Raw genomic sequence first — 24644 nt, 5'->3', positions numbered from 1 at the left:
GCCCAGAGGGGCAGGCGAAGGGAGCGACCGGCGCCCCGCTGGGCGAGGCCGGGAGGCGGATCAGATCGAGATGCGCGCCGTCAGGCGGATGTCCCGCCCGGCCAGCGGGGCGAAATCCTTCAGGAAGCTGGCATGGCGCCGCGCTTCCACGTCGAAGATATTGTTGGCCGACAGCATCAGCGTGGTGCGGTCATTGCCGGCCAGCGGCTTGAACGAGATCGACGCGTTGACCATGGTGAAGCCATCGGTCGGCGTCTCGAAATCGGTCACCCGATCCTGCTCGAACACATGTTCCAGCTCGGCGCGGGCGCTCAGTCGTGCGCCCTGCGCCTCGATCCCGCCCAGCAGGCGGAGCGGGGGAATGCGCGGCGCCGGGCCATTGCCCTTGATCGTGGCACGGACATAGTCGGCGACGCCGTCAATGTTGATCGCATAGCTGCCGACCTGCGCCAGCTTCACCGACGCTTCGGCTTCGAAGCCATAATAGCGGGCATCGGCCTGGGCATAGGCATAGCAGGGGAATTCCATCTCGGCCCCGCCATTGGCCGCCTGGCAGACGCTGTCGTCGACCACGCTTTCATAGATGAAGCCGCTGAACCAGTTGTGATAGGCGGCCAGGCTGAAGCTGTAGCCATTGCCCGATCCGCGCAGCGTGCCTTCCACGCCCCAGCTCTTTTCCTTGCCGAAATCGGGATTGCCCAGCTCGAACGCCTGGGTGCCGGCATGATTGCCGCGCGCGAACAGTTCCTCGGCCGACGGCGCGCGCTCGCTGCGCGACAGGTTCAGGCCCACGCGCCAGCCGGGCATGATCGTCTGGCTGATGCCCAGCGATCCGGACAGGGCGTTGAAGCTGCGCTGGCTGGCCTCGGCAAACAGGTCGGCATCCGGGTCCGACTGCAGCTTGGTATGTTCATAGCGCGCGCCCGCTTCCAGCCGCGTGTCGCCCAGGTCCAGCGACTGCAGCGTGAACAGGCCGAACTGGTCGGTCTGGTTCTTGGGCAGGAATTTCTCTTCGCCATCGGCCTGGAAACGGCGGGTCAAGAATTGCGCGCCCGATGCGCCCTGCCAGCCATTGCGGTCGGCCTGGACGAATTCCAGCCGGCTTTCCATCGACTGGTTCTTGAAGGTGGTGCCGACTTCGCCCGACGGTTCGATTTCCTGATGCTGGTAATCGGCCCAGCCCGCGCGCAGGCGGATGCTGTCGAGGAAGCCGCCATTGACCGCGACCTCGCCGCGCAGGTCGGCGCGGGTCTGCTTCATCGCCAGCGTCACATTCTCGTGGCTGTGGCCCTCTTCCTCATGATCGTGGTCATGATCGTGATCATGGTCATGCTCCTCGGCCACTTCCAGGCGCGACGGCACGCCATAGGTGTTCTCGCTGTGCGAGATCGACATGCCCAGATTGCCGCCATCGCCGATATAGGCAAAGCCGCCGGCCACTTCCCACACTTCCGCCGCGGTATTGGCCAGCTTGCCCTTCAGCCGCGCATTGTCCTGGATTTCCTCCTCGTCGGAGGCGGCGGCGATCTCGCGCATCGCCTTGGACAGGATATAGCCGCCGGTGCGCAGATTGTCGGTCTTGCTGTAGCTGCCATCGACATGGACGACGAAATTCTCGGTCAGCGGCACCTCGATCTCGCCCGAACCGCTGCGTTCGTTGGCGGCGCTGCCATAGGTACCGATCGCGTCGATATGGATCGCCTCGTCCGGCACGCGGCGCGGGATTCGGCTGTCGATCACATTGACCACGCCGCCGATCGCTGACGATCCATAGAGCAGGGCGGACGGGCCGCGCAGCACCTCGATCCGGTCGGCGGTCAGCGGGTTGATCGCGACCGCATGGTCGACCGAGGTATTGGACACGTCGAAGCTGCCAATGCCGTCGGTCAGGATGCGCACGCGCTCGCCCTGGAAGCCGCGCAGGATCGGGCGCGATGCGTTGGGGCCAAAGGATGTTGCCGACACGCCGGGCTGGCGCGCCAGCGTCTCGCCGATGGTCGGGCGCAGGCTGCGGGTCAATTCCTCGCCGGTGACGATCGAGGTGCCGGACAATATGTCGCCCTGGCTGCGGAGGATCAGGGCGGTGACGACGATGTCGCTGCGCGGGTCATGATAGCTGCCATCGGCCTGGGTGTCGGCGGGGGCTGCGGTCTGGGCGGCGGCGGGCCATGCCAGGCAAAGGGCCGTGAGGGCACAGCCGGCGCGCAGCGACGGGGAACGAAGCATCAGGCTTTTTATCCTTGCAGAATATGTGGGTCGGCTTCCGCGTATCGGTCATGATACATCATATCAATATACGATCGGCGAAATGATGGCCGTTTCTGCCGCATTCACCACCAACTGTTGCATTTTTGCACGGCATGGCGCGCAGCATATTACCCGCCGCCAAGACGGATCAGCCGCGCAATTCCGCCATCATTTGCCGGTCAGAGGAAGAGGAAATCCGCCAGCGCCTGCACGCCGGGGCGTGACAGCGATCGTTCGTTGACGGTCTGGCGCACCTCGATCGCGGGCAATGGCACGTCCAGCGCCAGCCGGCGAATGCCGCTCATCCGCCCCAGGTCGCGCGCCATCGGGCCGAACGCCGCAAAACAGCCCGCGCCTTCGCGCAGGGCGGTGATGATGTCGAACATATTGTCGGTTTCCAGCATCACCGGGCCCAGCCGGGCGCCGCCGCGCGCCAGCGCCGCGTCGATGATCGGGCGCAGCCCGTTGCGCGGATCGACCGCCAGTTGCGGGGTAATGGTCAGGTCGCCGCGCGACACGCTGCCCGCGCGCGCCAGCGGATGGTCGGCCCCGGCATAGAGATTGACCTGTTCCGACCAGCCATAGCGCGACGACAAGCCGGCCGGCTCCTCCAGTGCATAGAAATAGGCGATGTCGGCGCGCAGCGATTCGATCGCCCGCGCCGCCTCGACCGCCGACTGGACGCTCAGGTCCAGGGTGATGGCGATATCGTCATTGGCCGCCTCGAACGCGGTCAGTGCATCCTGGAAATGGCCGAACACCGGCGCCGGCGTCGCCAGGATGATGGCGCGATTGGCGGGCGGCGGCGTGGCCGGTAGCGACGGCAATTGCGCATCCGTATCCAGCAGCAATTCCGGCAGTGCAGGGGGCAGTGCAGGCGGCGGGGGCGGCGATGGATCAGGTTGCGGGGTAGGGGCGGGCGTGGCTTCCTCTGCCCAATCTTCGGCATCGTCCTGTGCCAGCAGGGTCATGGCCTGCGCCGTGCGCCGGCCCGCCGGGGTCAGCCGCGCCGCGCCGCGAATATCGTCGAACAGGCGATAGCCCAGCCGCATTTCCAGCGACGCCATGTCGCGCTCGATCACGGCGGATGAAACGCCCAGCGTCTGGGCGCAGCGCGACAGGCTGCCCGCGGCCACCATCTGCGCGAAAATGTCGAGTTGGCGCAGGGACGGGTTGGTCATGGCCGAGCGATAGAACAAAGAGGAGGCCGGGTTAAGAGGTGTTCTCACGCATTTACCATCAATGGGCTGTTGACGAGCCCCGGTGAATGATGGCAGGGCGCGTCACCTGACGGGCGGGTATAGCTCAATGGTAGAGCACTAGCCTTCCAAGCTTGTGATGCGGGTTCGATCCCCGCTACCCGCTCCAGTCCTCATCAAACCCCTGAAAATCAACGAAAACCTGCTCAAAAGCGGGTCACTTCGCGTGTCTGGGACACAGAGGTGGGTCACAATGACCCGTCTAAAATCGGCCTAATACTATCAAAACAAACGAAATATTCCTCGTCAGGGTGGGTCACAACAGTGGGTCACAAACGATGGCCGCGCGGACTTTCGTTACGAGGATCGACTTTCCAGTTTCGGGTGCGGGTTCCGGCTGATTTGCGGCAAGCGATGGGATGCAGTCATGTGAAGCGATCGCTGCGGACGGACAGTCCGTCACTGGCAGTGAGGCTTGGGCAGAGATTGGCGGTGGAGATCGATGCTATGTTCGAGGGGAAGCGCCGCGACGCTGGGCTGAAATATGAGGAGGGCCTACTCGCTTCGAATGATAATACCGGCTTCGTAGCGCGGACGGGGCAGTCATCCATTGCATCCGTCAGCAGTGAGCCTGCTATGCCATCACCGAGAGAAGAAGAGCGTCCTGCCGGGCCTACACTTTCTGCTATCTACCAGCGATATCTCGATGATCCCACGCGCCGAAGGTGCGCGCGAACGATGCTGGCCCATCAAACAACACGCAGGGTTGTCGAGGATGTCATCGGTGCCTCAACCCCGGTCACCGATATAACGCGCGAAACGTGTCGCGATTTGTTCGAAACCCTTCGTTGGTTGCCGGTCAACTTCAGCAAGATATACAGTGATCTATCCGCACGCGATGCCGCAGCACTGGGAAAATCTGACCGGCAGGTCAGGACAATCAACCCGACAAATCTAAATGCCTATATGGCGCGTTTTAGCAGCCTGCTGAACTGGGCAGTGGCGGAAGAATATATTGGCCGCAATCCGTCAAAAGGCTTGCAGCTTGCCGAAACGGTTCACCCTCAAGATCGGCGACGGCCATTTTCTCTCCAACAACTCCAACGGATTTTCGCAGCCCCGGTCTATACGGGATGCAAGGATCAGGAGGGCGGGTATGCTATGCCGGGGCCTGTTATTGCGACGGGTGCCAGATACTTCGTGGCGCTCATCGGAATGCTATCTGGCGCGAGACTAAATGAGGTCTGTCAGTTGGATGTGGCTGATATCAGGATCATTGATGGTATCGCGTGTTTCGTGATCACTGAAGATAGCTTGACTGGTGAGAGAGACAAATCACTCAAAAACAAGGCAAGTGCCCGGATCGTGCCAATCCATCCAATTTTGCTTCGGCTCAATTTCATGGATTTTGTTGAGCAGAAGCGAATAAGCGGCGCGCGGAAACTTTTTGATGATCTACCTCTCGGTGCAAAAGGATTTCGCTCAGTCGCATATTCTCGATGGTTTTCGCGATTTCTTGTCAGCGCGTCAGCGAATGCACCGCTGACATGCTTTCATTCGTTCCGGCATGGTTTCCGCGACGCGGCGAGAAATGCCCGCATTGAGCGAGACATCGTGCTGAGACTCGGGGGGTGGACTACTGGTGCAGGGGAGAGCGAGGCAGCAGATGCTTATGGCGCGGGCTACCATCCGAGAGTTCTTTACGATGCCATTGCGAAAATCGAATATCCCGGTCTGGATTTGTCCCATCTGATGCAGAAATGACGGGGTGCCGATGCGAACTGACCTGTTGTGCCTCTATCCCGGAATCAACAACGTAGCTAACACGTTGAGGAATCTCATTACGGGGGCAAGTGCAGATGAGCGAATCGGGTAGCGCTGAATTATGTAGTGATATCTATGATATACTCGAACGCTGCACCAACGACGAAATCGCGCCGATTGTAAATATGCTGGTTGCCTCGCCAGCGAGCGCCTTCAAGCTGACGCGTGCATTCGAACGCTATGCTCCGGACCACGGGAAATATGCCGATCAAATTGGTGACGAAGTGTATCGGCTTGCGTTGACGGCACTTGCTCGCAGCGATGGGCAACGGCCTACATACTCCGCAATGCTGGAGGGGGTTAGCAAGCAGATAGGGCTCTCGATTGACGTCGGGGATAACTCTAAAAATGAGGCGAATCTCCTCAACTGCTTTGCCAGCCAGCATATTCTGACTGTTCCAATCATTGACCGTCAGCGGATCGTTGAAGAAGCAGCAGCCGCAGCATCTCGTGCCGCCAGCGGCATACTCAGTTCCGACGCATGGCAGCCGTTCGCATCGGCACTGCTGCAATTGGGATATCTCCGCCGCAAGCTCGTGGATGAAGGGCGGATGTCGAGACACGAGCCAGATCGACTGGATTGTAATCTGGTATCCGCTGGCGATGGTTCCGACGCATTGGTCATTCACATGGGGGAAGGCGAACCCTTTCTGTCGATGGCCAATCTTCCGGCGGATGGTGCGGGATGGCTAGAGGTGAACCAAAACACAAAGGTGTCAGGTCTCTTGTATCCGATGCTGGAAGCCATCCAGCCCGTGATGGCAGGTGTGCAGATGTTGCGTAATGACACCTTGTGGAAAGAAGGAGCCAAAAATGCCACCGCATCAATTGTGCAGGCGGGGCAACAGGGCATTGTTAAAAGCTTGGGCCACGTGTCTGTCGCAAGTCTAGTTGGGCCGACCGCCGTTCTGGTTTTGGCTAGTGCCATGATAGAGCAGCAAAAGCTTGAACAGATCGAAAAGAGTCTGGCGGAAATTAAAACCTCTCTCAGCGACATATCGAAATTCCAAAAAGGCGAACGGCGCTCGATTCTGACTGGCTCGATTCGATATTTTCAGCAGATCGCTGAATCTGTGCTGACAGGTGAGTTGGCTGAGGAAGTTTTGCATTCGCTTGAACGACACGAAATCGATTTGATGCGTGTGCAGGATCATCTCAGTGAAGAGGTTCGCGACCAAATCGTTGCTCTTCGTGCGATCAAAAAGGAAGGATGGGGTAGCGGCAAATACGCCAAGGCTATCCAAGATCGACTCGTTTCGCTCGACAAGGCTTACGATGAACTGTTCCTGTGCATCCGGGCCCGTGCCTGCGCATATATGCTGTTGTGCGCATTTCCCGGTCGTGAAGCAGGTAAGCGGTCGCGATTGAATGATATCAAGGATGTTCTGGACGCATTCTCACCTTCTGGTGACGCCACCGCCGCGTTGGATCGAGATTTTCGTGAGAAAATTCAGGTGGTGTCGTCCCTCGAATTGAGAGGCCAGCTTCTCAGTCAAGAGAATATGCTGTTGAACCGGGCGATGCAGGGGCAAGACAATATTCTCGATGGGCTCAGCAGTGCGTCCCAGAAGGCCGCGACTGAAGCTACACCGCTGGCCCTGAACATCAAGTTGGAAGATGGACGCCCTGTTGCGTTCAGAGCGTTTGCCCCCACCCTCGATTGAGTTTGGAACCCGCACCCGAAACTGGAAAGTCGATCCTCGTAACGAAAGTCCGCGCGGCCATCGTTTGTGACCCACTGTTGTGACCCACCCTGACGAGGAATATTTCGTTTGTTTTGATGGTATTAGGCCGATTTTAGACGGGTCATTGTGACCCACCTCTGTGTCCCAGACACGCGAAGTGACCCGCTTTTGAGCAGGTTTTCGTTGATTTTCAGGGGTTTGATGAGGACTGGAGCGGGTAGCGGGGGTCTGTCGGGTGGCTTTTGCGGGCTTTGGTGAACCAGCGTCCAGCACCATCATTTCCCCGCCATCGTCCCCAGCTTCGCCGTCGATATGTTCGATGATACCGCCCACGCTCTCCCCCTGATCATGGGCAGGGGCATGGGTGGCCGACGTTGCCTCCGGCTGCTTCGAACGTGATGCCATATGCTGATCTCCATGATGTCGCTGACGGTCGCCCAGAGCATGGGCGGTAATGGTCGGCGATGACGATGTGGACGGACGATGTCGGGTCGACGATCGGGTGAGATGATCTCGACCCCATGCTGGTAATGACCGCCGACGGTGAAGGTGGGGTCCCGATTGGACGCCGATATCAGTGGCGAGTGACGCCTTCTGGAACATCATCATCGTCGTCGAGGAAGGCGGTCATGCCTTCGATGGCGACCGTCTGGGTGAAGGCTTCGAAGGCGGCTTCATCTGTGTCGAACAGATCGTCCCAGACCGTTGATGTCCCGATATTGTTGACCACTTCCAGCGCCCATTTTGGATCGTGTTCGAGCCGGTAGATCAGGACTCGGACGGTAATACCATCTCGGCTGACGGTGCGGGACAGCGGTGATTCGATGATGGTGGGATCGGTGTCGGCCATGGTGGATTCCTGCGATGAAGTCAGCGGTATGATATGTCAGGCGGCAAGCGCCCGATAGACCGATGCCCGACCGATCCCCATGGCCTTCGCGATCGCGGCGGCACCCATGCCACCGGCCTTGAGTTCCTTGATCTTCGACGGGTCGATGCTGGCAGGGCGACCACGATATTTCCCGGCGGCCTGCGCTTTGCGCACGCCCTCCATCTGGCGCTCATGCCGGATGTCCGCCTCGAAGCTGGCCACGGCGGCGAGCATGGCGAGCATCAGGCGTCCAGTGCTGGTGTCGGTGTCGACGCCGGGCTGGTTCAGACATTTGAAGCCCACGCCTTTCTGCGTCAGCACTTCAATGATCCGGTGAAGGTCACCGACGCTGCGGGCCAGACGATCAAGGCGGGTGACGATCAGGGTGTCGCCTTCACGGGCGAACGACATGGCCAGCGCCAGTTGCTCGCGATCGGTGGTCGAGCGGCCCGACACCTTTTCCGAGAAGACCTTTTCCGCCCCGGCAGCGGCCAGCGCCTCGTGCTGGATGTCGAGGCTCTGGGAGGTGGAACTCACGCGGGCATATCCGATGATCATGGGGCCTCCTGTCTCGTTCGAATCTAGAGTTGGGGTCTGAGGACGTTCTCAAAAACCAAACCGGGTCTATTGATAGGGAGATCGTCGGGGGTTGAGATATCCCATCAGATTTTACCCATCAGGGACAGATTCTCACTTCCGTGGAATCGGTTCAAGCACTTCATTTACTTCGATATTTCCAAGACCTGATGGTATGATGGGCTATGAGTTTATACCATCTCCGCGTCGGCGATCTTGTAATCCGTGAGACCAATACCGAGCGCGGAATGAAGCAGCATATCGGTGAGGTGCTCTCGGTCAGGGCTCGGGTCCGATATTTCCACCCGACGCAGGATTGGCGCGAATGGTGGGACCTCCACCATGGCACGCAATATCCCTACGGACCATGGTTGGAAGACCGGCGCTGCCGGTTGATCCGGGCCGAGGTCGACCAGTTGGACCGCCTCGGCCTGCGATGATCCGTTGGAAATGGTGATGCGCAAAAAGATGAAGGCCGCACCGGTGGGCGGCCCCATCCCCATCGACGAGTGGAAAGGTGACACTCGGCGACAGTGCGGTTGCGTTATCGAGTGCCCTCGGAGGGGATGCCTAGCCTGTCAGCAAGGTCTGGGTGGAGGCGGTAGGCGATGGCTTCATAGTCGTGCTTGCCGAGAAATTTGAGGATTCCGGGCTTCGTGCCGTCAGCGCGGACAAAGCGTCCGTCCTCGCCTTCGATCAGGATTGCGCGCGCGAAGTCGTCGATGTTCGAAGGGGTTCGCTTCCGGTCCTTGCCGATCTGGTAGGTGCCGTTGATGATGGCGGCGAACCGCTCCTTGCCTTCTTTGTCGATCAGGGCGAACTGCTTGTTATGAGCCATTTTTGCCTCCGTGCTGGCGTGAGGCCGTATCAGCTACACAGAATGTCTTCCCGAGACCAATGGCTTCATAGACGGCATATATGACGCCTTGCCCGACCAGAGCATGTGCCGTAGTTCGGTCACCGATCGTGTTGAGGAAGAATGTCGGTGCCCCAAAAGCGCTTTGTGCTGGACGAACGATCCCAAGCGCTCGACCTCAACATGGTCAATTTCTTCTTCTACCCGATGTCCAGCGCCAAGGCTCACGATTCCCCCGCTGGTCAGATCATCCATGACTTCCTGACATCGCGCTTGGGAGTGGCACTTCTCATTGGGGCGGTGCTGGCGGCACCATCGCGTCCCCCCATCGTCGCGGCAGAGCCGTTTCTCGCCATGCTCGCGGGGGATCGGGCGTTCACCGACGAGATGAAGAAATACACTGGGCGCGTGGTGGGCCAGATCATTGGCCACCTCGGTGGTGTGTTCGTCCGGCGTGGGGTGAAAATCACTGTGCCGTCCCGTTATGGAAGCGGGTCGATCTATTCCTTTCAAGGTCAGCTTCTCGTCGATCAGTCGATGGACGCGGTGAAGGAGCTTGAGGACGCGGCCAGACTCTTGGCCAAAGTCGATCCCGACCGCCGCTCATTCGAGTAGGACGGCCGGTGCTTAGTTCGGCAACCAACCTATTCCGGAATGGGAATATCGCACATCATCGAAATGGCGGAATGGCTCGCTTTCAGGTGGCCAAAGCCAGCCGGGTTTTTGGAACGGTCGATCGAAGCGGGAAAGTGATCGACCATCACCATGACATCTTCTGGCCTTCTGGAACCATGGTCGAAGCAATGATCCAGTATGGTCGTGCTGATGACGGGCCTGACTGCGATGGCCGGAGTGTCATATGACCACCGCGCGCGCCCCCCGCCCGGACGCTTCGCTCTCCGGGGCCATTAGTGCCCCTGCCTCTATATATTATAAGCAAAGGGCACTATTTTGCCCGTATCGCGATCAGCGAGACGGTGGCACTCCGGACGGCGCTACCGCGTCGAGATGTCCGTGATAACGATCGACAGCCACGACAGCGCGGTGAAAAATATCTGATACACAAATGCATCTGATATTGATGTTGCGATCCCCATGGTTGGGGACGTTGATGCCGTGACAACCATGGCATGGTGATCGATCGTCACAGGCGCAACGCACGAAAATCCAAGGCTCCCAGCAATCAACATGTTCGACCTCATCATGGCAGGATCATCGTCGACGCCGATCATCATCCCGCACGAGCATTGTCGTTAAAGTTGCGGGTCGGAAATCGTGATCGATCGACAAAAATGTCGGAAATCTGCGGATCGGGGGTGTGGGAGATGACGTTCGCACGAGAATATTGCGGCGGGAAGGTCGAGGTCAGTAGCGTTGGGACATGACATACGTCATTTGTCCAAGCTCACCGTTGCCGTGGATGTATCCGAAGGTTCATTTGCCAGATGCGCCCACGTAGCTCCGTCTATCCGATGGAATTCCAACACCATTGCCGGTCGCAGTTTCTCTTCTACCCATGTCTGAAATCGATCGAACAGGTGGGCTTTCCATAAAGCATCAATAATCAGAAAACGGGACTGTTCATCAACGTGGCATAGTGAACAGAACCAGCCGCCCGCGTCCCGCTCGACCACCAAATCCTCGTCAAACAGGAAGTCCCAGCACTCATGGTCCTTGATTGCCGCAATACTGATGCCAACGGAGTGGGCATATCCACGAAGCGCGCCGCCGCCGATCAGGAAAGTGATCTCCACGGCATCCCGGTCGATGCAGGGCTCGACCGCCATGATGTCGTGAAGACCAGCGGCGGCGAACCATGAAGCGAATGCCTCGGTGAACGGCCGCTGCTGCTGAGCCTGCGCCATCAGAACCCCCAATCGCCGTGGAATCGCCCCAGACGGCGGAGCGCCTCAACGGCTTTATCGCTTCGATCGGGCCTCCGATCCGGGACTCCTTGGCGGGCGGCAAAGGCATAGGCCGCACGGGAAATGCCAGCATCCACATCGAAATTTCGGAAAGTGTAAACGCCATCGACGATCCACATGCCATCGGTCTTGTCGAAACTGATCAAGACCTCTCGTCCTTCGCAGCGAAATTCCCCGAAGGCGTGCGTGCCAACCATGACCGACGAGAAATAGCCGCGCGAGCAATTACGATATTTCCGCGCGATTGCCGCCAATTCGATGCCGGTCCCGATCGGTCGATATCCTTCAGCAGCGGGAATCGGCCCCGGCGGAAATGACATCCTCATCGACCAGTGCTTGATCGCATCATTGATGCCGTCGGACTGATGCAATGCATCGATCAGTGCCGCACGATCGACACCGCGCCGGGACAGCAGATCGACCGACAAGGCGACATCGGTTGCGTGCTTGCAATCCTTGATCTTGGTTAGGATTCGGGAATCACAAAGATCAGCCGGGACACCCGTGATAATGGTGAGGCGCTCGGGATTGAGCTTCGCAGACTGCCAGATCGCCTTGATGAGGTAGCGATCGCCGTGGGACATCAGATCAAACAACTGACGGTAATAGGCTGGCTCGTGCGGCTGCGAGCCGCTGCGTCCCAACGTCGCCCGGAGACCGGGAGGCACCCAGCCAAATGCCCGATGGAGGATGGACCGATGATCGGCGCGCATCAAAAACTCGGCCGTGTCGCCCGCGCCATCTCCGTCCAGCTTGGCCACCGACAAGAATGCAGCAATGACCTGCCGCCGTTCCACGCTCGCACGAAAAACATATCCCGCGAACCCCGGCACCACTTCGTCGAGCGCAACGATGCGATCCAGCATCCATCCCGAAATCGGCGCGATGGAATCCATGACAATATCTCCCTCAAATATGGGTCATATTGTCATTTTGCATTTCCCTTCCGGTCAGGTCGAACTGGATAAATACTTCATGCAGAACGAAAATTCATCCAAAAACTTCGAAACATGGGCGAGCGCGCACCGCGCGCGTATGGAGCCGATCATCAAGCAGCGCTTTGCCGATCGTGGCCGGACCGATGACGAGGCAGAACGATTTATCGCGGGAGTATGCTGGGACGATCCGATCGTTCAGTTGCGGCGAATAGCGGCGGCGCGAACATAACCTCTCGACCAAATCATCATGTCCTAGGCCGAATTTCCGGCGCTCGCGCACGCAGTGCATCGTAAAGCTGAGCGGGACCGAGCAGCACTTCCTTCAGGCCGTCACGAACCTTCTGCGAATCAAGGGCCTGCTTGCTCAAAGAGGAATGCGCCTCGAACGCTTCGATGATGGCGTTCATCAACTCGTCCTTCAGCGTGGGCGAATTGGCGAACTGCGCCTCAGTATTGTTCGCCGCCTGCGTCACCAGCGCATCGGATTCCAACATCTTGTCGCGTAATGTGGTGACATAACTCAGTTGGTCGCCATCGGTCGTGTCAGCACCGAACAGGTCGTTCACTTTCGCAATGATCTCAGCAAGGAGCGCCTTCTCCTTGTCCTGTACGGCCCCGGACCCAGATGCGGTCATCGGCTGTAGCTTGCTTTCGTCGCGCCCAGATACATCAAGGCGGCGCTGCCCTTCATTCTTGAGATTGTGGTGCGTCAGCACGACCTTGGATAGGTCTACGCCCTCGCGTTCACGACCGAACTCCAGCAGCGGTGTCAGGCGTTTGTAGAACAGGAAGCGCTTCTCAACCGCGCTACTCGCATAATCGAATATCTGGGACAGGAAGCTATAGGCGCGCTGATATGCGGCCATGTCGTTTTTGAACAGGACCAGCGCATTGATCTCATCCTGAGCGTCAGATGCACCATCATGGTCATCACGTTCGCGCGCGTTCCGCAAACGGTCCTGCGCGGCCTTGTAGCGCTTGAGCAGTCGGTCAGCGACCGGCTCAATGGCGGCGATGAGCTCGCCCTGTTTGGCGCGTGGGTTCATCTCGACCGCAGCGACGCGCTCGACCTCGAATTCATCATAATGGCCGCTGGCGTCCAGTTTGCCCTTCAGGTCGAGGACAAGGCTCGGGTCGGTGACGCCCTCAAGCTCGGCGGTGGTGAAATACTGCCTGAAGGCGGTGAGGATTTCCTCTGAAGAGTTTACGAAATCGAGGACATAGGTGGTGTCCTTGCCCGGATGCGCGCGGTTGAGGCGCGAGAGCGTCTGCACCGCCTGAATGCCTGCGAGCCTTCGATCGACATACATGCCGCACAGCAGCGGCTGATCGAACCCCGTCTGAAACTTGTTGGCGACAAGCAGGAGGTGAAAATCCGAGCCCGCAAACGCATCACGGATGTCCCGCCCCTTCAGCCCCGGATTAAGCGTGGCGCTGCCCTCAGTGAGCGGCTCTTGGCTGGAATCGGGGTCGTTCACTTCACCGGAGAACGCCACCAATGTGCCAAGTCCATAGCCCTGCGACTTGATGTAGCCATCGATCGCCATCTTCCAGCGCACGGCTTCGACACGGCTGCCGAGCACCACCATCGCCTTGGCTTTGCCATCGAGCAGCGGCTGCACATTCTCACGGAAGTGCTCGACGACGATCTGAACCTTCTGCGCGATATTATAGGGGTGCAGGCGCACCCAGCGCATGATGCCTTTCAGCGCCGTGCTGCGCTCGACCTCCCTGTCATCCCATTCCTGCCCGTCATTGGCGAGGCGAAAGGCGAGGCGATAGGGGGTGTAGTTTTTGAGCACATCGAGGATGAAGCCTTCCTCGATCGCCTGTCTCATTGAGTAGACATGGAAGGCGGACGGCAGATTGCCGGGGCCGGATGGCTGATCGGGTTCCGGCTTGCGCCCGAACAGTTCGAGAGTCTTGCCCTTGGGTGTGGCGGTGAACGCCACATAGGTGACGCCGCTGTCACCCGCGCGCGCCGCCATCTGTGCGGTCAGGATATCCTCGGCGCTGGCCTCACCACCATCCTGTAGCTCAGCGATTTCCTCCGGGGACAGAAGCTGCTTGAGCTTCTTCGCCGCCTCGCCGGTCTGGGAGCTATGCGCCTCATCGGCGATGACCGCGAACCGCTTGCCCTGCGTGGCAGCGAGGTCGCGGACGGCCTCAAGTGCGAAGGGGAAGGTCTGGATCGTGCAGACGATGATCTTCTTGCCCTGAGCCAGTGCCTCGGCAAGCTGGCCGCTCTTGGCACCGCCTTCACTGCGGATCGTTGCCACCACGCCGGTGGTCCGCTCAAACCCGAACAGGGCGTCCTGAAGCTGGGCATCAATGACATTGCGATCCGACACGACGATGACGGTGGAGAACAGCTTCTCATCGGAATCGGTATGGAGATCGGCGAGAAAGTGCGCTGCCCATGCAATCGAGTTCGTCTTACCGCTACCCGCTGAGTGCTGGATCAGATATTTGCCGCCTGCGCCCTCGGTGCGTACGGCAGCCCGCAGTTTCCGGGTGGCGTCAAGCTGGTGATAACGGGGGAAGATGATGCCGCTGATCGCCCGCTTCGCATCGCGCTGAGCGACCAGATAGCGGCCAATGATTTCGAGCCAGCTTTCCCGCTCCCAGATTTCTTCCCACAGATAGGCGGTGCGGTGCCCGTGCTCATTGAGCGGATTGCCCGCGCCGCCTGCATCGCCCTTATTGAATGGAAGGAAGCGCGTGGTCGGCCCTGCCAGCTTGGTGGTCATATGCACCTCGCTGTTGCTCACTGCGAAGTGGACAAGCGCCCCGCTGGGGAAGGTCAACAACGGCTCAGCGTTGCCGCCTTTTGGTCGGGGTAGGCGATCGAACCGATACTGATCGATGGCGTCCGTGATCGACTGGGTAAAGTCCGTCTTCAACTCGGCGGTCGCGACGGGAACGCCATTGAGGAACAGCGCCAGATCGAAGCAGTTCTCATTCGCCACTGAGTAGCGAAGCTGCCGCACAACGCGCAGGCGGTTCGCCTGATAGGCGGCGATGATGTCGGGATTCATGCCCATTGCGGGCTTGAACTGGGCCAGCGAGATCATGCCCCGCACGCCGACCATCTCCACGCCGTGGCGGATGACATCCAGCGTGCCGCGATCGTCGATCTGCTTGCGCACCCGATCGAGCAGCGCGGACTCAGCGCCTGCGCCATGACTGCGGTTCAGTGACTCCCAGACCTTCGGCTGCGTTTCCTGCACCCACGCGACGAGATCGGGCGCGAACAGTGCCCGCTTGCGGTCGTAAAACGCGGCGCTGCCGGGTTCGTAGAGCCAGCCATGCTCCGCGAGGTGAGCGCAGATTTCGTCCTCGAAACGGATTTCCTTATGGATGCTCAACGCCTCACCCCTGCTTCAACTGATTGAGGCGGGGCTTCAGCAACCGCTCAAGTCGCAACATCGCATCGACGAGGGCCTGCTGCACTTTGGGCCAATCCTCCCGGTCGGAACGATATCCGCCCTCAACCAACGCGCCGATCAATGTGCCGCGCTGGCCTTCTTCGCGTTTCCAGATGAGATCGCCGCCAAACTCGCCTTCAATGAGAGCACGATCGGCTTCGAGCTTGAGGAAGAACGCCTGATTGTCGTCGATCCACAGGTGGACCTGAGAATCGCGCTGGCGGATCGTGTAGACGAAGGTGAAACCTGCCAGCCCCGCTGAGGCTGAAATCCAGTTGTCCTTCGACGGGCTGCGCCCCGCATGCAGCGGCGTCTTCTCAGCCGCGAGAGCGAGCAGGCCCTGCCAGAACTCATATCGAACCTCGTGCCGCTCCACCTTCGCCTTCTGCTCGGCCTGCCGCTTGAGCCCGATCTGCGTCTGGAACTGGGTTGCTTCGGGCAGCGGGATGATCGGCTGCACATCCAGCAGCAATCGCCCGTCGCCGAGTTTGTATGGGCTCAGCCGGATGCAACTGATGTCGAGCCCTTGCTCACGGAGCCACAGCACCGTGGTCGTCAGTTCCTTGCTAAATGCCGCTGAGGCAAGGATGATACGAACGCTGCTGCCGAACTCCTCCTGCTCGGCCTCTTGCCAGTTGAGGTAGGCGAGCAGTTTGGCCTCGGCATCCTCGCCGCTCTGGCCGCAGCGCCGCAGATATTGCGTGTGGGCATCGACCGCCTCAGCGAAAGTCATGCGCGCGATCATCGCTGCGTAGCGGATCGCCTGAAGCTCCATGTGGCCCGCATCATCGCGCTTGAGTTCGACGACGACGAGGTTGGCCTCAGGGTCGAGGCAGAGCAGGTCGATACGCCTGTTGCTGTCGATCCACCCGCCATATTCGTCTGACAGCACCAGCAGGTCTTCACCCAACACCGCGATCTGATCCCGCAGCATCCGCTGGATATCCTGACGCTCGCGCAGGCCCTCGACATAGAAGCGGGTCGGGTTCGCCGCGATGAGCGTTCCGTCATTGACCTCGTAGACCGGCATCAGGCTGTCCCCTCGGGCGCGGCGACCTGACGCGCTTCCCAGTCCTTGTAGGTCAGGCCACCGTCAGCGGTGCGCCAGTCGATCTGGCCGTTCGATGCCCTGCCATTGACAACCGCTGCTGCGGCGCTCGGGCTGCGGAAAGCGTAATCCTGCGTGAACACGCAATGCGCACCCTGTTCAGTGAGCACGCCCGACCGGCGAAGCTCCGCATAGAGCGAGGCGTAGGTATGGTGGTCGAGACCAGTCCATTCGCGTCTGCCCATTGATCCAGCCTCAACGACGAACTCACCATCAGTGAGAACCGCCGATGCGCGCAGACCATGTTTCCGCGCTTCCAGCACGAAGCGCGTGCCGCCTGCGCTGATTGTCTGCGGATCGGCGATCGTCCGACCCGGCGTCGCCGGAGCGGTGGGCCGATGGGAACGAGCGCGCTGTATGAACATGTCCACCCGCACGGCCGGAAGAACAATCAACAGGTTTTCGAGAAACGCCTCCATCTTGGCGATATCGGCTTCGCTGAGGATCGGCAGCACCGGCGCGGTCAGATTGTCGAGCGGCGTGTGCCCAATCGCCTTGGCGTGCGCGATCAGCCGCGCTTCGAGGTAGCGGACATGCGCCTTGTTGAGCTTGTTGGCGGAGGCGGTGACGAGCACGGCGCTGGTCCACCATTCCTTGCGCACGTCATGCTGGCGGATGCGCGCGCCGATGTCCTCGCCCTCACCGATATAGGCGAAGGGCTCGCCGTTCTGGTCGCCCAGCAGCAGGTAGACGCCTGCATAGCTGGCCTCACTGCGGGCAAGCGCCGCGCTCAACTGGGTGCGCGGGAACAGCAGGACGTGGCCGGTCCAGTTGAACAGTTCGGCGGTGACCATGCCGTCCGGGCGGCCGTCGATGTAGTAAAGCTCCAACGAGCGGCCGACCACTGGGCTCACAGCAGCGCTCCAATCTGTCGCGCGCTCTTGGGACCGGAGCCGTTGGGCACGATGCCGTGGCGGCGCATCCACCCCAGCCACTCAGGTAAATCACTGGCACGAAACTTCTTGCGCTTCTCATTGTGCCAATCGTTCAGAAAGCCGTTGATGATCTCGTCATCGGACGGCGAGGCACCCTCAGCGAGCGCGTCGTTCCACACGCCATAGAGAGTAGCGACAGCTTCAGCGCCCCTTGTGCTCAAGTCAGCGAAGTCCGTGATCAGCTTGTCGAGCTTGGCTGTGCGGTCGGGGCCAAGCCAGTCGGCAAGCTCTTGGCGGTGCGCGCGGCGCTCTGGGCCAAGGCGGTAGGTGTTGGTGGTGCCGGAGCCGCCCGGTTGATCGCGCTCGATCCCAGCGAGCCGGTGAGCGCCGCTCTCCATGTCGTCAATGAGAGCGCGATCGAGCGGACCAGCGGCTTCACGCAGGTAAGAGCCTTCAAGCTCGCTGATGCCGACATGCCCCTCTGCGAGAAACACCACCTTTTGGAACTTCACGCGACCGAAGGTCGGCTGACCCGCAGATCGCTCAATGATCTCGGTGCCTACAAGCCCGCGTGCCCGTGCGCGCTCAATCGGGAACGGCAGCACCTTGGCGGAGGCGCGAACATCGATCTTTCCGGTGACGGCTGCGGAAATGAGAGCGGCGCGGCGCTCATTGAGCAGCGCGATCGTCTGTTCGGCTTCCTGCATCAAATCGGAACAGCGGCTGTTCAGCTTATCAACGTGGCTTGAGATTGCGGCCTGTTCGGCGAGAGGCGGCAACGCGATGATCATCTGACGGAGATGAGTGGGGCCGAAGTGCTGGATCGTAGCGCCAGCCTTCAGGAGATCGATCTGCGTAAAAAACATTGATGAACCCACCACTGCGCGCACGAAGTCGCGGGTAGTTGCTCCATCAACCGGAGTGAGGCGGATCAGCCCGGTATATGGCACAGCACCAACGGCCTCAGCGCCTACCTCACACACGGTGCCCATACTTGCGCTGCCGCTGATGATCAGGTCGCCAAGTTCGAGCCGAAAGTGCTTCCATCTGGTCGCCACTTTTTCAGGATCGAGGTAGTTGCAGCCATCCAGCGATGCCCATCGACCTGACGCCCCAGCGACGCGCATCAGTGGAATGCCTTCTTCGCGGAAATCAGCGGCCATAATGCCCGGGCCTTCTTGGAAGGCGATAGCGCGTGAGAACTTGGTGACAGTCCAATGCGCGGGCACCTTGCCGAGCCATTCGATACCGCTGTCCTTCAAAGGGGCGTGCGGATCGAGGCCCTTGGTGACGGCGTGGGAGATGACGGCTTGTCGCTTCTCCTTCAGCAGCGCGATCAAACGCCGCTGCTCCTCAATGAGCGCGTCGATTTTGGCGGTTTCGCGGTCGAGGAAGGCGGCGATGGCGATCTGTTCAGATTGAGGCGGGAACGGCAGCGCGAATGCGCCGAGATCATCCGCTGAAATCTCAAGAAACGTCGATCCCTTCCCGCGAACATTCAACTGCTCGGTTGCGATCGACAGAGCATAATATCCAAAGGTAGCGCTTACGCCGTCCTTAACGACGAGCGTTTTACAGCCCTGATTTGTGCTTGCGCCGATCTCAGTGACGGCAAGCGATCCTATGGGAGCGCGTGTCGAAATAACAATGCTACCCGCTGGGCTTAGCGATGCCGCGCATGACGCCAGCCCACTGGCTGTGATCTTCCTCGCCGTATCGGAAATGAACTTAGTGCTCAGCTTGCTGAGATCACCGGGGGTGATCCATGGGATATCACCACCCCAATAATCCTCGATATCTGACTTAGGCGTGGAACCACCCGCGATGGAAAATGCGCGCTTTAGTCCGGTGACTGTCCAATGGCTCGGCACCTCACCAAGCCATTCCACCCCGCTGTCTTGATATGATGAATATGACGGAAAGCTCACGCCGCGAGCCCTTCCAGCATGCCCTTGATCCGGTCAGTGACGGCCTCAAGATCGGCGTCAATCTCGGCGAGCGGACGCGGCGGCTCAAAGACGTAGAAGTGGCGGGTGAACGGGATTTCGTAGCCGACCTTGGTCTTGTCGTGGTCGATCCACGCATCGTCCGCGTGCGGCAGCACCTCACGCGCGAAATAGGTCTCGACATCCTCACTGAGCGGCACATTCTCGGTGTCGCGAAGGGCGCTGTCCGCCTGCGGCTTGCCCTTCGCCTTGCCACGCTGGCCCAGCACGATCTCGCCCGCATCGTCGCGCAGCGGCCGCTCGACGGTGATGGTTCGATAGCCGAAGGCGCTGTTCGGGAAGATGCGCGACAGCGGCGCGAGCTTAACCTTGCCGCCCTCCGGTGCTGGGGGCACCGGCTCGCCTTCGATCACCACGTCGCGCGCAATCTCCCGGCCGTCCGCGTCGAAGCTGATGGCAAGCTGCGCCTCATTGAACCCGCCGAACAGCTTGGTCACCGTGGCGATCTGGGCGTCCGACATTTCCTTGCGCTTCGAGCCCAAGGATTTGCGCATCTTGCGCCACATGGAGGAGGCATCGATCAACTGGACCTTGCCCCGGCGTGCCTCCGGCTTCCGGTTGCTGATGATCCAGACATAAGTCGAGATGCCCGTATTATAAAACATGTCGGTCGGCAGCGCGATAATCGCCTCAACGAGGTCGTTCTCCAGCACATAACGGCGGATTTCGCTTTCGCCGCTACCCGCGCCGCCCGTGAACAGGGGCGAGCCGTTGAGGACAATCCCGAACCGACAGCCCCCCTCATTGAGTGGGCGCATCTTCGACAGCAGGTGCATGAGGAACAGCAGCGAGCCGTCCGATACGCGCGGCAGGCCGGGGCCGAAACGACCATCGTAGCCCTTTTGCTCGTGCTCGGCGCGGACCTGCTTCTCGACCTTCTTCCACTCGACGCCGAAAGGCGGATTCGACAGCATATAATCGAAGGTGCGACCGGGATGCCCGTCATCTGACAGGGTGTTGCCGGGGGCGATGTTCTCGATCGCCTGTCCCTTGATGAGCATGTCGGCTTTGCAGATGGCATAGGACTCAGGGTTCAGTTCCTGACCAAACATGGTCAAATGCCCCTGCGGGTTGTGCTCAGTGAGATACTCGCCCGCGATCGACAGCATGCCGCCCGTGCCCGCAGTCGGATCATAGATGGTGCGGACGATCCCCGGCTTGGTCAGCGCGTCGTCGTCCTCAACGAACAGCAGGTTGACCATGAGGCGGATCACCTCACGCGGTGTGAAGTGCTCACCCGCCGTCTCGTTCGAGATTTCAGCGAACTTGCGGATGAGTTCCTCGAAGGCGAGGCCCATCGCGGCATTGTCCACCCTGTCCGGGTGAAGGTCGATGCGAGCGAAGCGTTCAGTGACCTGATAGAGTAGCCCAGTCTTGGCGAGCCGGTCGATCTGGGCATGGAACTCGAACTGCTCGAAGATGTCGCGCACCGCAGGGGAGAAGCCCTCGACATAGCGGATGAGGTTGGCGCGGATGTTGTCCTGATCGCCCATCAGCTTGCTGAGATCGAGCGGATCGGTGTTGTAAAAGCCCTGCTTGGCGGCACGCAGGAGGAAGGGCTCAGGGTTCAGGCCCATTGCCGTCTTGGCTTCAAGCTCCGCCAGAACCGCAGCTTTTGTTGGTTGCAGCACGCAATCGAGGCGGCGCAGCACCGTGAATGGGAGAATGACGCGCCCATATTCCGACTGCTTATAATCGCCGCGAAGAAGGTCGGCGACCGACCAGATAAAAGATGCAAGCGCTTGATGGTTCACAATATCCCCCTACCGAATCGGCATTAATATGGGATTGCGATGGGGTTACAACCCGCCATTACCCATCGCCGAAATGACAGCCAGCCCGATCCGGGTTTGCCGCATTGTCGACCAGCCAGTCCATCTCCGGCCGTCCATCGTAGCCGGGCAGGAAGATATACCATGCGAAATCCATGACGTTGTTCTTCACTACGTCGCCGGAATCCACTTCCCATTGCGGCCGCCGGGGCAAATTGAGCACCAACGCCAGCCCGGCGGTCCGCAGCCACTCACTCCGCTTCTGCGTGGACTGCCACCGAGTCGATTGAAGGATGCAGATCGGCCCAGACACGTGTGCCCGCGCCTTCTGGACGAACTCCACGGCCTTCGTAAACGGCGGGTTCGTCACCATGAAGTTACATACGGGCGGATCGCCCATCGTGAGGTAATCGCTGATCGTGGCCTGCCCCCAGTCCGACAGGGTCGCTAATTCCTCATCGCGGATGTCATTGACGAAGTGAGGGCCGGGATTTCCACGCTGGATGATTTCCCGGATCATCCTGCCGTCTCCGGCAGCAGGATCGAAACCGTGCCCGACGAACCAATCCGGGCAGTAATCGAACAATGAAGTGTAGGCATATTCAGGCGTCCGGAACACTTCATAGCGTCTGGCGCGGGCGCGGATGCTCTTCCGGGATTTCGGCTTCGTGGGTTTCTTCGGACGAGGCATGATCGGCGCTTCCAGACCGGCGCGCGCAAGTGCTCGCGTGACAGTATTATAGGTGACCGGACCGCCACGAGAGGCTCGATATCCAGCTTCATTGAGAGCGTTGGCCATTTCGCGGACCGTCGCACCTGTCATGCCCTTGATCACCTCCAGCAGAGGTTTCGCGCGCCTGTGGGCATTGGCGATACGCTGGTTTCTGCTGGCTACGATTCCGGGGCGATAGGTGCGCGCCGCACTAAATGAACTCGACATCCAGCGCCCACTAAATGAACTAGATATGATGGCAAGCCGGATGCTCTCCACCGACGGCTTCGGTGGGGTGCACTTCATGACAATCGCTGCCATCATTGCCGTTAACGCCGGGCAACCATCAATCCGGCTTGGAACCCATCGTCACTTCGTTAGGTTGTGCCCTCGGACGAGCAATCTGCCCCCCGCACTCGTCTGCCCTCGGCCCCGCCAGTCTGGCGGGGCCGTTTCATTTCCGCTCATTGCAAGAAGCAGGGTTAACATGTTGCGCCATGGAACGCTCGACAACGCCACGGCATTCCCCCGCCGATGACGATAGAGCACCACATATTCCAGCGGCTTGGGGCCGGTCCTATTTCAATAGCGGACCTCGACGATATCAATTCCGATGATCTCGCTATCACGTTGAAATTGATGGTCGAACGCCGCCAGATATGCGTTCAGGATGGCCATGTAGTTTTGTTCTGGCACCGCCATACAATACCGCCATCTACCATGTCATCGGCAGCATCGTTGCGGGTCGTCGCATGACCAGTTGAAGTTTTGTTCCTTATATGTTCTCTTTTGCATATGGAACGAATCAATGCTGCCCAGATCACGGATACCCTGCTCAGAGCGCCAGCGTGGGCGCTTATCGGGTTGACGATGCGTGATGACCAGATGCGCGAAGCTGCGGCCGCAGAACTTGCCGGGCTCATCGTTCGGGAGATCGAGCCAGCGGTGGTGGTGGATCGAAATCAACTGATCCTGCCGATGTCACTGTGAGGTGGTTGAGGATAACCGCTTCCGCACTCTCGATGACTATGTTCGTCGACAGGTCAATCTGCTCATCACATGCCGCTGTGGCCACGGAGGAGTAATCGATGCACAGAAACTCGCGCGCTATTTCACCTGTCGCTGCTGGCGTGTCGCCATGGAGGCTGTCGGAGCGCACCTGCGCTGCTCGGCCTGTAGGCGACATCCTGTGCGATTTGATCCAACGTCTCGACAGGCGGACAGGCCGGATTGGATGAATAGCGAAGATCAGTGGCGACGGTTGGTCCGGCGGCTGCGGGATTGATGTCTGGGAAAAGCTGCCCGGCGCAAAGCGAACACTAATAGCCGTTAGCGTCTCACCTCGCAGGCGATGGGCTTGCCCCGCGAAGTTGTCTGTGCACCAAAACCCTTACCAACTCGCCTTCGATTGCGGAGCGATAGCGAAATCCAATATTCATAGGCGGGAAAAACCGCGCATCGTCATTGTCGAAGGGTATCCAGTCGCCGAGCGTGTTGCTGCGGTTTTCGCGCTTTTCTGCGATCACAACTCGATCAGTTTCGCGCCAGTAGGTGAACAGGTCGTCCTTTGGTAACGGTGCTTCTCGATACAGGATGTGGCGCACCATCACGGCCCGATCAGTAAGGTGGGCGCGCTCGATGCCTTTTACTCGATTGCGGCCCGCGCGATGGTAGATGTCTAGCGCTGCACGGGTGATCCCGACGGCCCGCCACGCATAAATTTCCGAATACATTAACTCTGATATAACAACGCGCAGCGTTTTCTCCGGGTAAGCATCGCGCGCGCCATGTAGGCATAAGTAAACCTGATAGGTCGTTTCGGCGCGCTGCGCAGCGCTGTTCTCCATCATCGGACCACAGTCCTAAATGCAGGCATCGGCGATCATACCATATCTAAATTTGTGAAGTAAATTTCTAAAACCACCTATTCCCGCCACAATATCGGTTCCAATCATCCTCATCGCATCAGGCCCAACCGAATATTCTCTAAGTGGCCTGATGATCAATCACTTCCTGATGATCGCTGCTGAATTGAAGTTTCGAATCAGATCGTCATGACTGTCCAACATCAATATCGCCCTCGATATGGCTCGCACGCGATCCCGTCGCCGTCGCCATCCATATGCGCGCCGTAGCCCGGCTGCCCCCGATGAAGCGGCGCAGCACCTGCTGCCCTTGCTTCCCGACAGTTGCGATACGACCATGTTGAGGTGTTCGTTGAAGTGGCGACGGTCTGGGGTTGGGGGCGAGATGTAGAACCGCGATCGGCGGGCTGCTGGGCATCCAGTTCTGCCGCCGACATCGGGCGATCCCGGATGGTGTTCCGGGTTGGTCGCCACTCCGATGTCAATCCATCGGTGACGCTGGTTCCGGGGGTTGTCGATGGTGATGACAGATATCGGCCACCACCGCCCACGGCGACGCCGACGAGCCCGGCGACCACGAGCGACTTCAGAGCGAAATTGTTACGCATGCGAGAGGTATCGCCGATCAGGGTAAAGGATCGGTTTGCATACGAGAGCGGCGTCGATCCGACGTCCCACTTGGCGCTACTAGCTTCGGTGGGAACCGCGCTGCGCACGGCGGTGGGGTTGTTCGCGGCCTTGAGGGCCTTTTCTCCGT

The 24644-nt window shown here is 59.7% G+C and carries 22 protein-coding genes and 1 tRNA gene; 6 read left to right on the top strand and 17 right to left on the bottom strand.

The window, feature by feature from the left end; translation table 11 throughout:
• Window positions 1-60: 60 nt before the first annotated feature.
• A complete protein-coding gene (locus tag U0025_RS15135) occupies window positions 61-2226 on the bottom strand; it encodes a TonB-dependent receptor (protein WP_004208254.1) in 2166 nt (721 codons plus the stop codon).
• A gap of 200 nt (window positions 2227-2426) precedes the next feature.
• On the bottom strand, window positions 2427-3428 hold the full coding sequence (locus U0025_RS15130) for a LysR family transcriptional regulator (protein ID WP_004208253.1): 1002 nt from the start codon (window positions 3426-3428) through the stop codon (window positions 2427-2429).
• A 113-nt stretch (window positions 3429-3541) separates the two neighbouring features.
• Between U0025_RS15130 and U0025_RS15125 the strand changes: the two genes are divergently transcribed.
• The 3 genes from U0025_RS15125 (at window position 3542) to U0025_RS15115 (ending at window position 6934) form a co-directional block, all read left to right on the top strand.
• Window positions 3542-3615, top strand: a tRNA-Gly gene (locus U0025_RS15125).
• A gap of 74 nt (window positions 3616-3689) precedes the next feature.
• Complete coding sequence (locus U0025_RS15120; RefSeq protein WP_306452539.1) at window positions 3690-5210, top strand: site-specific integrase; 1521 nt, start codon at window positions 3690-3692, stop codon at window positions 5208-5210.
• A gap of 95 nt (window positions 5211-5305) precedes the next feature.
• Window positions 5306-6934, top strand: coding sequence for a hypothetical protein (locus tag U0025_RS15115; RefSeq protein WP_004208251.1), 1629 nt, complete (start codon window positions 5306-5308; stop codon window positions 6932-6934).
• Between the two features lie 595 nt (window positions 6935-7529).
• Here the strand turns inward: U0025_RS15115 and U0025_RS15110 are convergent.
• The 4 genes from U0025_RS15110 to U0025_RS15095 all read right to left on the bottom strand — a co-directional run bounded on the left by U0025_RS15110 (window position 7530) and on the right by U0025_RS15095 (window position 9240).
• Complete coding sequence (locus tag U0025_RS15110; RefSeq protein WP_004208250.1) at window positions 7530-7805, bottom strand: hypothetical protein; 276 nt, start codon at window positions 7803-7805, stop codon at window positions 7530-7532.
• A 36-nt stretch (window positions 7806-7841) separates the two neighbouring features.
• On the bottom strand, window positions 7842-8384 hold the full coding sequence (locus U0025_RS15105) for a recombinase family protein (RefSeq protein WP_004208249.1): 543 nt from the start codon (window positions 8382-8384) through the stop codon (window positions 7842-7844).
• A 209-nt stretch (window positions 8385-8593) separates the two neighbouring features.
• Window positions 8594-8899, bottom strand: a complete 306-nt coding sequence (locus U0025_RS15100; protein ID WP_157225194.1) for a hypothetical protein — start codon at window positions 8897-8899, stop codon at window positions 8594-8596.
• Between the two features lie 47 nt (window positions 8900-8946).
• Window positions 8947-9240 (bottom strand): hypothetical protein, encoded by a 294-nt coding sequence (locus U0025_RS15095; RefSeq protein WP_004208247.1) that lies wholly within the window; start codon window positions 9238-9240, stop codon window positions 8947-8949.
• A 141-nt stretch (window positions 9241-9381) separates the two neighbouring features.
• Here U0025_RS15095 and U0025_RS15090 point away from each other — a divergent pair, with 141 nt between their 5' ends.
• Window positions 9382-9873 (top strand): hypothetical protein, encoded by a 492-nt coding sequence (locus U0025_RS15090; RefSeq protein WP_004208246.1) that lies wholly within the window; start codon window positions 9382-9384, stop codon window positions 9871-9873.
• Between the two features lie 29 nt (window positions 9874-9902).
• Here the strand turns inward: U0025_RS15090 and U0025_RS15085 are convergent, their stop codons facing one another.
• The 3 genes from U0025_RS15085 to U0025_RS15075 all read right to left on the bottom strand — a co-directional run bounded on the left by U0025_RS15085 (window position 9903) and on the right by U0025_RS15075 (window position 12079).
• Window positions 9903-10025: a hypothetical protein gene (locus tag U0025_RS15085; RefSeq protein WP_257010942.1), complete on the bottom strand. Its 123-nt coding sequence runs from the start codon at window positions 10023-10025 to the stop codon at window positions 9903-9905.
• 624 nt (window positions 10026-10649) lie between these two features.
• A complete protein-coding gene (locus U0025_RS15080; protein WP_037490463.1) occupies window positions 10650-11123 on the bottom strand; it encodes a hypothetical protein in 474 nt (157 codons plus the stop codon).
• The gene (locus tag U0025_RS15075; RefSeq protein ID WP_004208244.1) at window positions 11123-12079 is read right to left on the bottom strand and encodes a hypothetical protein; all 957 of its coding nucleotides are present in this window, start codon (window positions 12077-12079) and stop codon (window positions 11123-11125) included. The genes U0025_RS15080 and U0025_RS15075 overlap by 1 nt, the downstream gene beginning before the upstream one ends.
• Between U0025_RS15075 and U0025_RS15070 the strand changes: the two genes are divergently transcribed.
• The gene (locus U0025_RS15070) at window positions 12078-12350 is read left to right on the top strand and encodes a hypothetical protein (protein WP_157225193.1); all 273 of its coding nucleotides are present in this window, start codon (window positions 12078-12080) and stop codon (window positions 12348-12350) included. The genes U0025_RS15075 and U0025_RS15070 overlap by 2 nt on opposite strands.
• Window positions 12351-12366: 16 nt before the next feature.
• On the opposite strand, the gene U0025_RS15065 is transcribed toward U0025_RS15070, so the two are convergent.
• Genes U0025_RS15065 through U0025_RS15040 form a run of 6 tightly spaced genes read right to left on the bottom strand, consistent with a single transcriptional unit; the run spans window position 12367 to window position 22346 of the window.
• The gene (locus tag U0025_RS15065; protein ID WP_004208243.1) at window positions 12367-15489 is read right to left on the bottom strand and encodes a type I restriction endonuclease subunit R; all 3123 of its coding nucleotides are present in this window, start codon (window positions 15487-15489) and stop codon (window positions 12367-12369) included.
• A gap of 4 nt (window positions 15490-15493) precedes the next feature.
• Window positions 15494-16579, bottom strand: a complete 1086-nt coding sequence (locus U0025_RS15060; RefSeq protein WP_004208242.1) for a DUF4268 domain-containing protein — start codon at window positions 16577-16579, stop codon at window positions 15494-15496.
• The gene (locus U0025_RS15055) at window positions 16579-17511 is read right to left on the bottom strand and encodes a GIY-YIG nuclease family protein (RefSeq protein WP_004208241.1); all 933 of its coding nucleotides are present in this window, start codon (window positions 17509-17511) and stop codon (window positions 16579-16581) included. Before U0025_RS15055 ends, U0025_RS15060 begins: the two co-directional genes overlap by 1 nt.
• A complete protein-coding gene (locus tag U0025_RS15050) occupies window positions 17508-19421 on the bottom strand; it encodes a restriction endonuclease subunit S (RefSeq protein WP_323156735.1) in 1914 nt (637 codons plus the stop codon). The genes U0025_RS15055 and U0025_RS15050 overlap by 4 nt, the downstream gene beginning before the upstream one ends.
• A 35-nt stretch (window positions 19422-19456) precedes the next feature.
• Window positions 19457-21292: a type I restriction-modification system subunit M gene (locus U0025_RS15045; protein ID WP_004208239.1), complete on the bottom strand. Its 1836-nt coding sequence runs from the start codon at window positions 21290-21292 to the stop codon at window positions 19457-19459.
• 58 nt (window positions 21293-21350) lie between these two features.
• Window positions 21351-22346 (bottom strand): hypothetical protein, encoded by a 996-nt coding sequence (locus tag U0025_RS15040; RefSeq protein WP_037490459.1) that lies wholly within the window; start codon window positions 22344-22346, stop codon window positions 21351-21353.
• Between the two features lie 471 nt (window positions 22347-22817).
• Between U0025_RS15040 and U0025_RS15035 the strand changes: the two genes are divergently transcribed.
• Window positions 22818-23012: a DUF6771 family protein gene (locus tag U0025_RS15035; RefSeq protein ID WP_051156880.1), complete on the top strand. Its 195-nt coding sequence runs from the start codon at window positions 22818-22820 to the stop codon at window positions 23010-23012.
• 347 nt (window positions 23013-23359) lie between these two features.
• On the opposite strand, the gene U0025_RS15030 is transcribed toward U0025_RS15035, so the two are convergent.
• On the bottom strand, window positions 23360-23872 hold the full coding sequence (locus U0025_RS15030; RefSeq protein WP_004208236.1) for a hypothetical protein: 513 nt from the start codon (window positions 23870-23872) through the stop codon (window positions 23360-23362).
• Window positions 23873-24090: 218 nt separating this feature from the next.
• Entirely contained in the window at window positions 24091-24324 is a 234-nt protein-coding gene (locus tag U0025_RS15025; RefSeq protein WP_080604466.1) for an excalibur calcium-binding domain-containing protein, read from the bottom strand.
• Window positions 24325-24644 lie beyond the last annotated feature (320 nt).

Origin of the sequence: Sphingobium yanoikuyae (genome assembly GCF_034424525.1) — a bacterium.
GTDB lineage: Bacteria > Pseudomonadota > Alphaproteobacteria > Sphingomonadales > Sphingomonadaceae > Sphingobium > Sphingobium yanoikuyae.
This window is presented reverse-complemented; position numbering and strand designations above follow the sequence as displayed.

Coding starts and splice junctions, on each gene's coding strand:
- U0025_RS15135 (WP_004208254.1), bottom strand. CDS start 2,226: ATGCTTCGTTCCCCGTCGCTGCGCGCCGGCTGTGCCCTCACGGCCCTT.
- U0025_RS15130 (WP_004208253.1), bottom strand. CDS start 3,428: ATGACCAACCCGTCCCTGCGCCAACTCGACATTTTCGCGCAGATGGTG.
- U0025_RS15115 (WP_004208251.1), top strand. CDS start 5,306: ATGAGCGAATCGGGTAGCGCTGAATTATGTAGTGATATCTATGATATA.
- U0025_RS15110 (WP_004208250.1), bottom strand. CDS start 7,805: ATGGCCGACACCGATCCCACCATCATCGAATCACCGCTGTCCCGCACC.
- U0025_RS15105 (WP_004208249.1), bottom strand. CDS start 8,384: ATGATCATCGGATATGCCCGCGTGAGTTCCACCTCCCAGAGCCTCGAC.
- U0025_RS15100 (WP_157225194.1), bottom strand. CDS start 8,899: ATGGGGCCGCCCACCGGTGCGGCCTTCATCTTTTTGCGCATCACCATT.
- U0025_RS15095 (WP_004208247.1), bottom strand. CDS start 9,240: ATGGCTCATAACAAGCAGTTCGCCCTGATCGACAAAGAAGGCAAGGAG.
- U0025_RS15090 (WP_004208246.1), top strand. CDS start 9,382: ATGTCGGTGCCCCAAAAGCGCTTTGTGCTGGACGAACGATCCCAAGCG.
- U0025_RS15085 (WP_257010942.1), bottom strand. CDS start 10,025: ATGGTGATGGTCGATCACTTTCCCGCTTCGATCGACCGTTCCAAAAAC.
- U0025_RS15080 (WP_037490463.1), bottom strand. CDS start 11,123: ATGGCGCAGGCTCAGCAGCAGCGGCCGTTCACCGAGGCATTCGCTTCA.
- U0025_RS15070 (WP_157225193.1), top strand. CDS start 12,078: ATGACAATATCTCCCTCAAATATGGGTCATATTGTCATTTTGCATTTC.
- U0025_RS15075 (WP_004208244.1), bottom strand. CDS start 12,079: ATGGATTCCATCGCGCCGATTTCGGGATGGATGCTGGATCGCATCGTT.
- U0025_RS15060 (WP_004208242.1), bottom strand. CDS start 16,579: ATGCCGGTCTACGAGGTCAATGACGGAACGCTCATCGCGGCGAACCCG.
- U0025_RS15040 (WP_037490459.1), bottom strand. CDS start 22,346: ATGATGGCAGCGATTGTCATGAAGTGCACCCCACCGAAGCCGTCGGTG.
- U0025_RS15035 (WP_051156880.1), top strand. CDS start 22,818: ATGGAACGAATCAATGCTGCCCAGATCACGGATACCCTGCTCAGAGCG.
- U0025_RS15030 (WP_004208236.1), bottom strand. CDS start 23,872: ATGATGGAGAACAGCGCTGCGCAGCGCGCCGAAACGACCTATCAGGTT.
- U0025_RS15025 (WP_080604466.1), bottom strand. CDS start 24,324: ATGTCGGCGGCAGAACTGGATGCCCAGCAGCCCGCCGATCGCGGTTCT.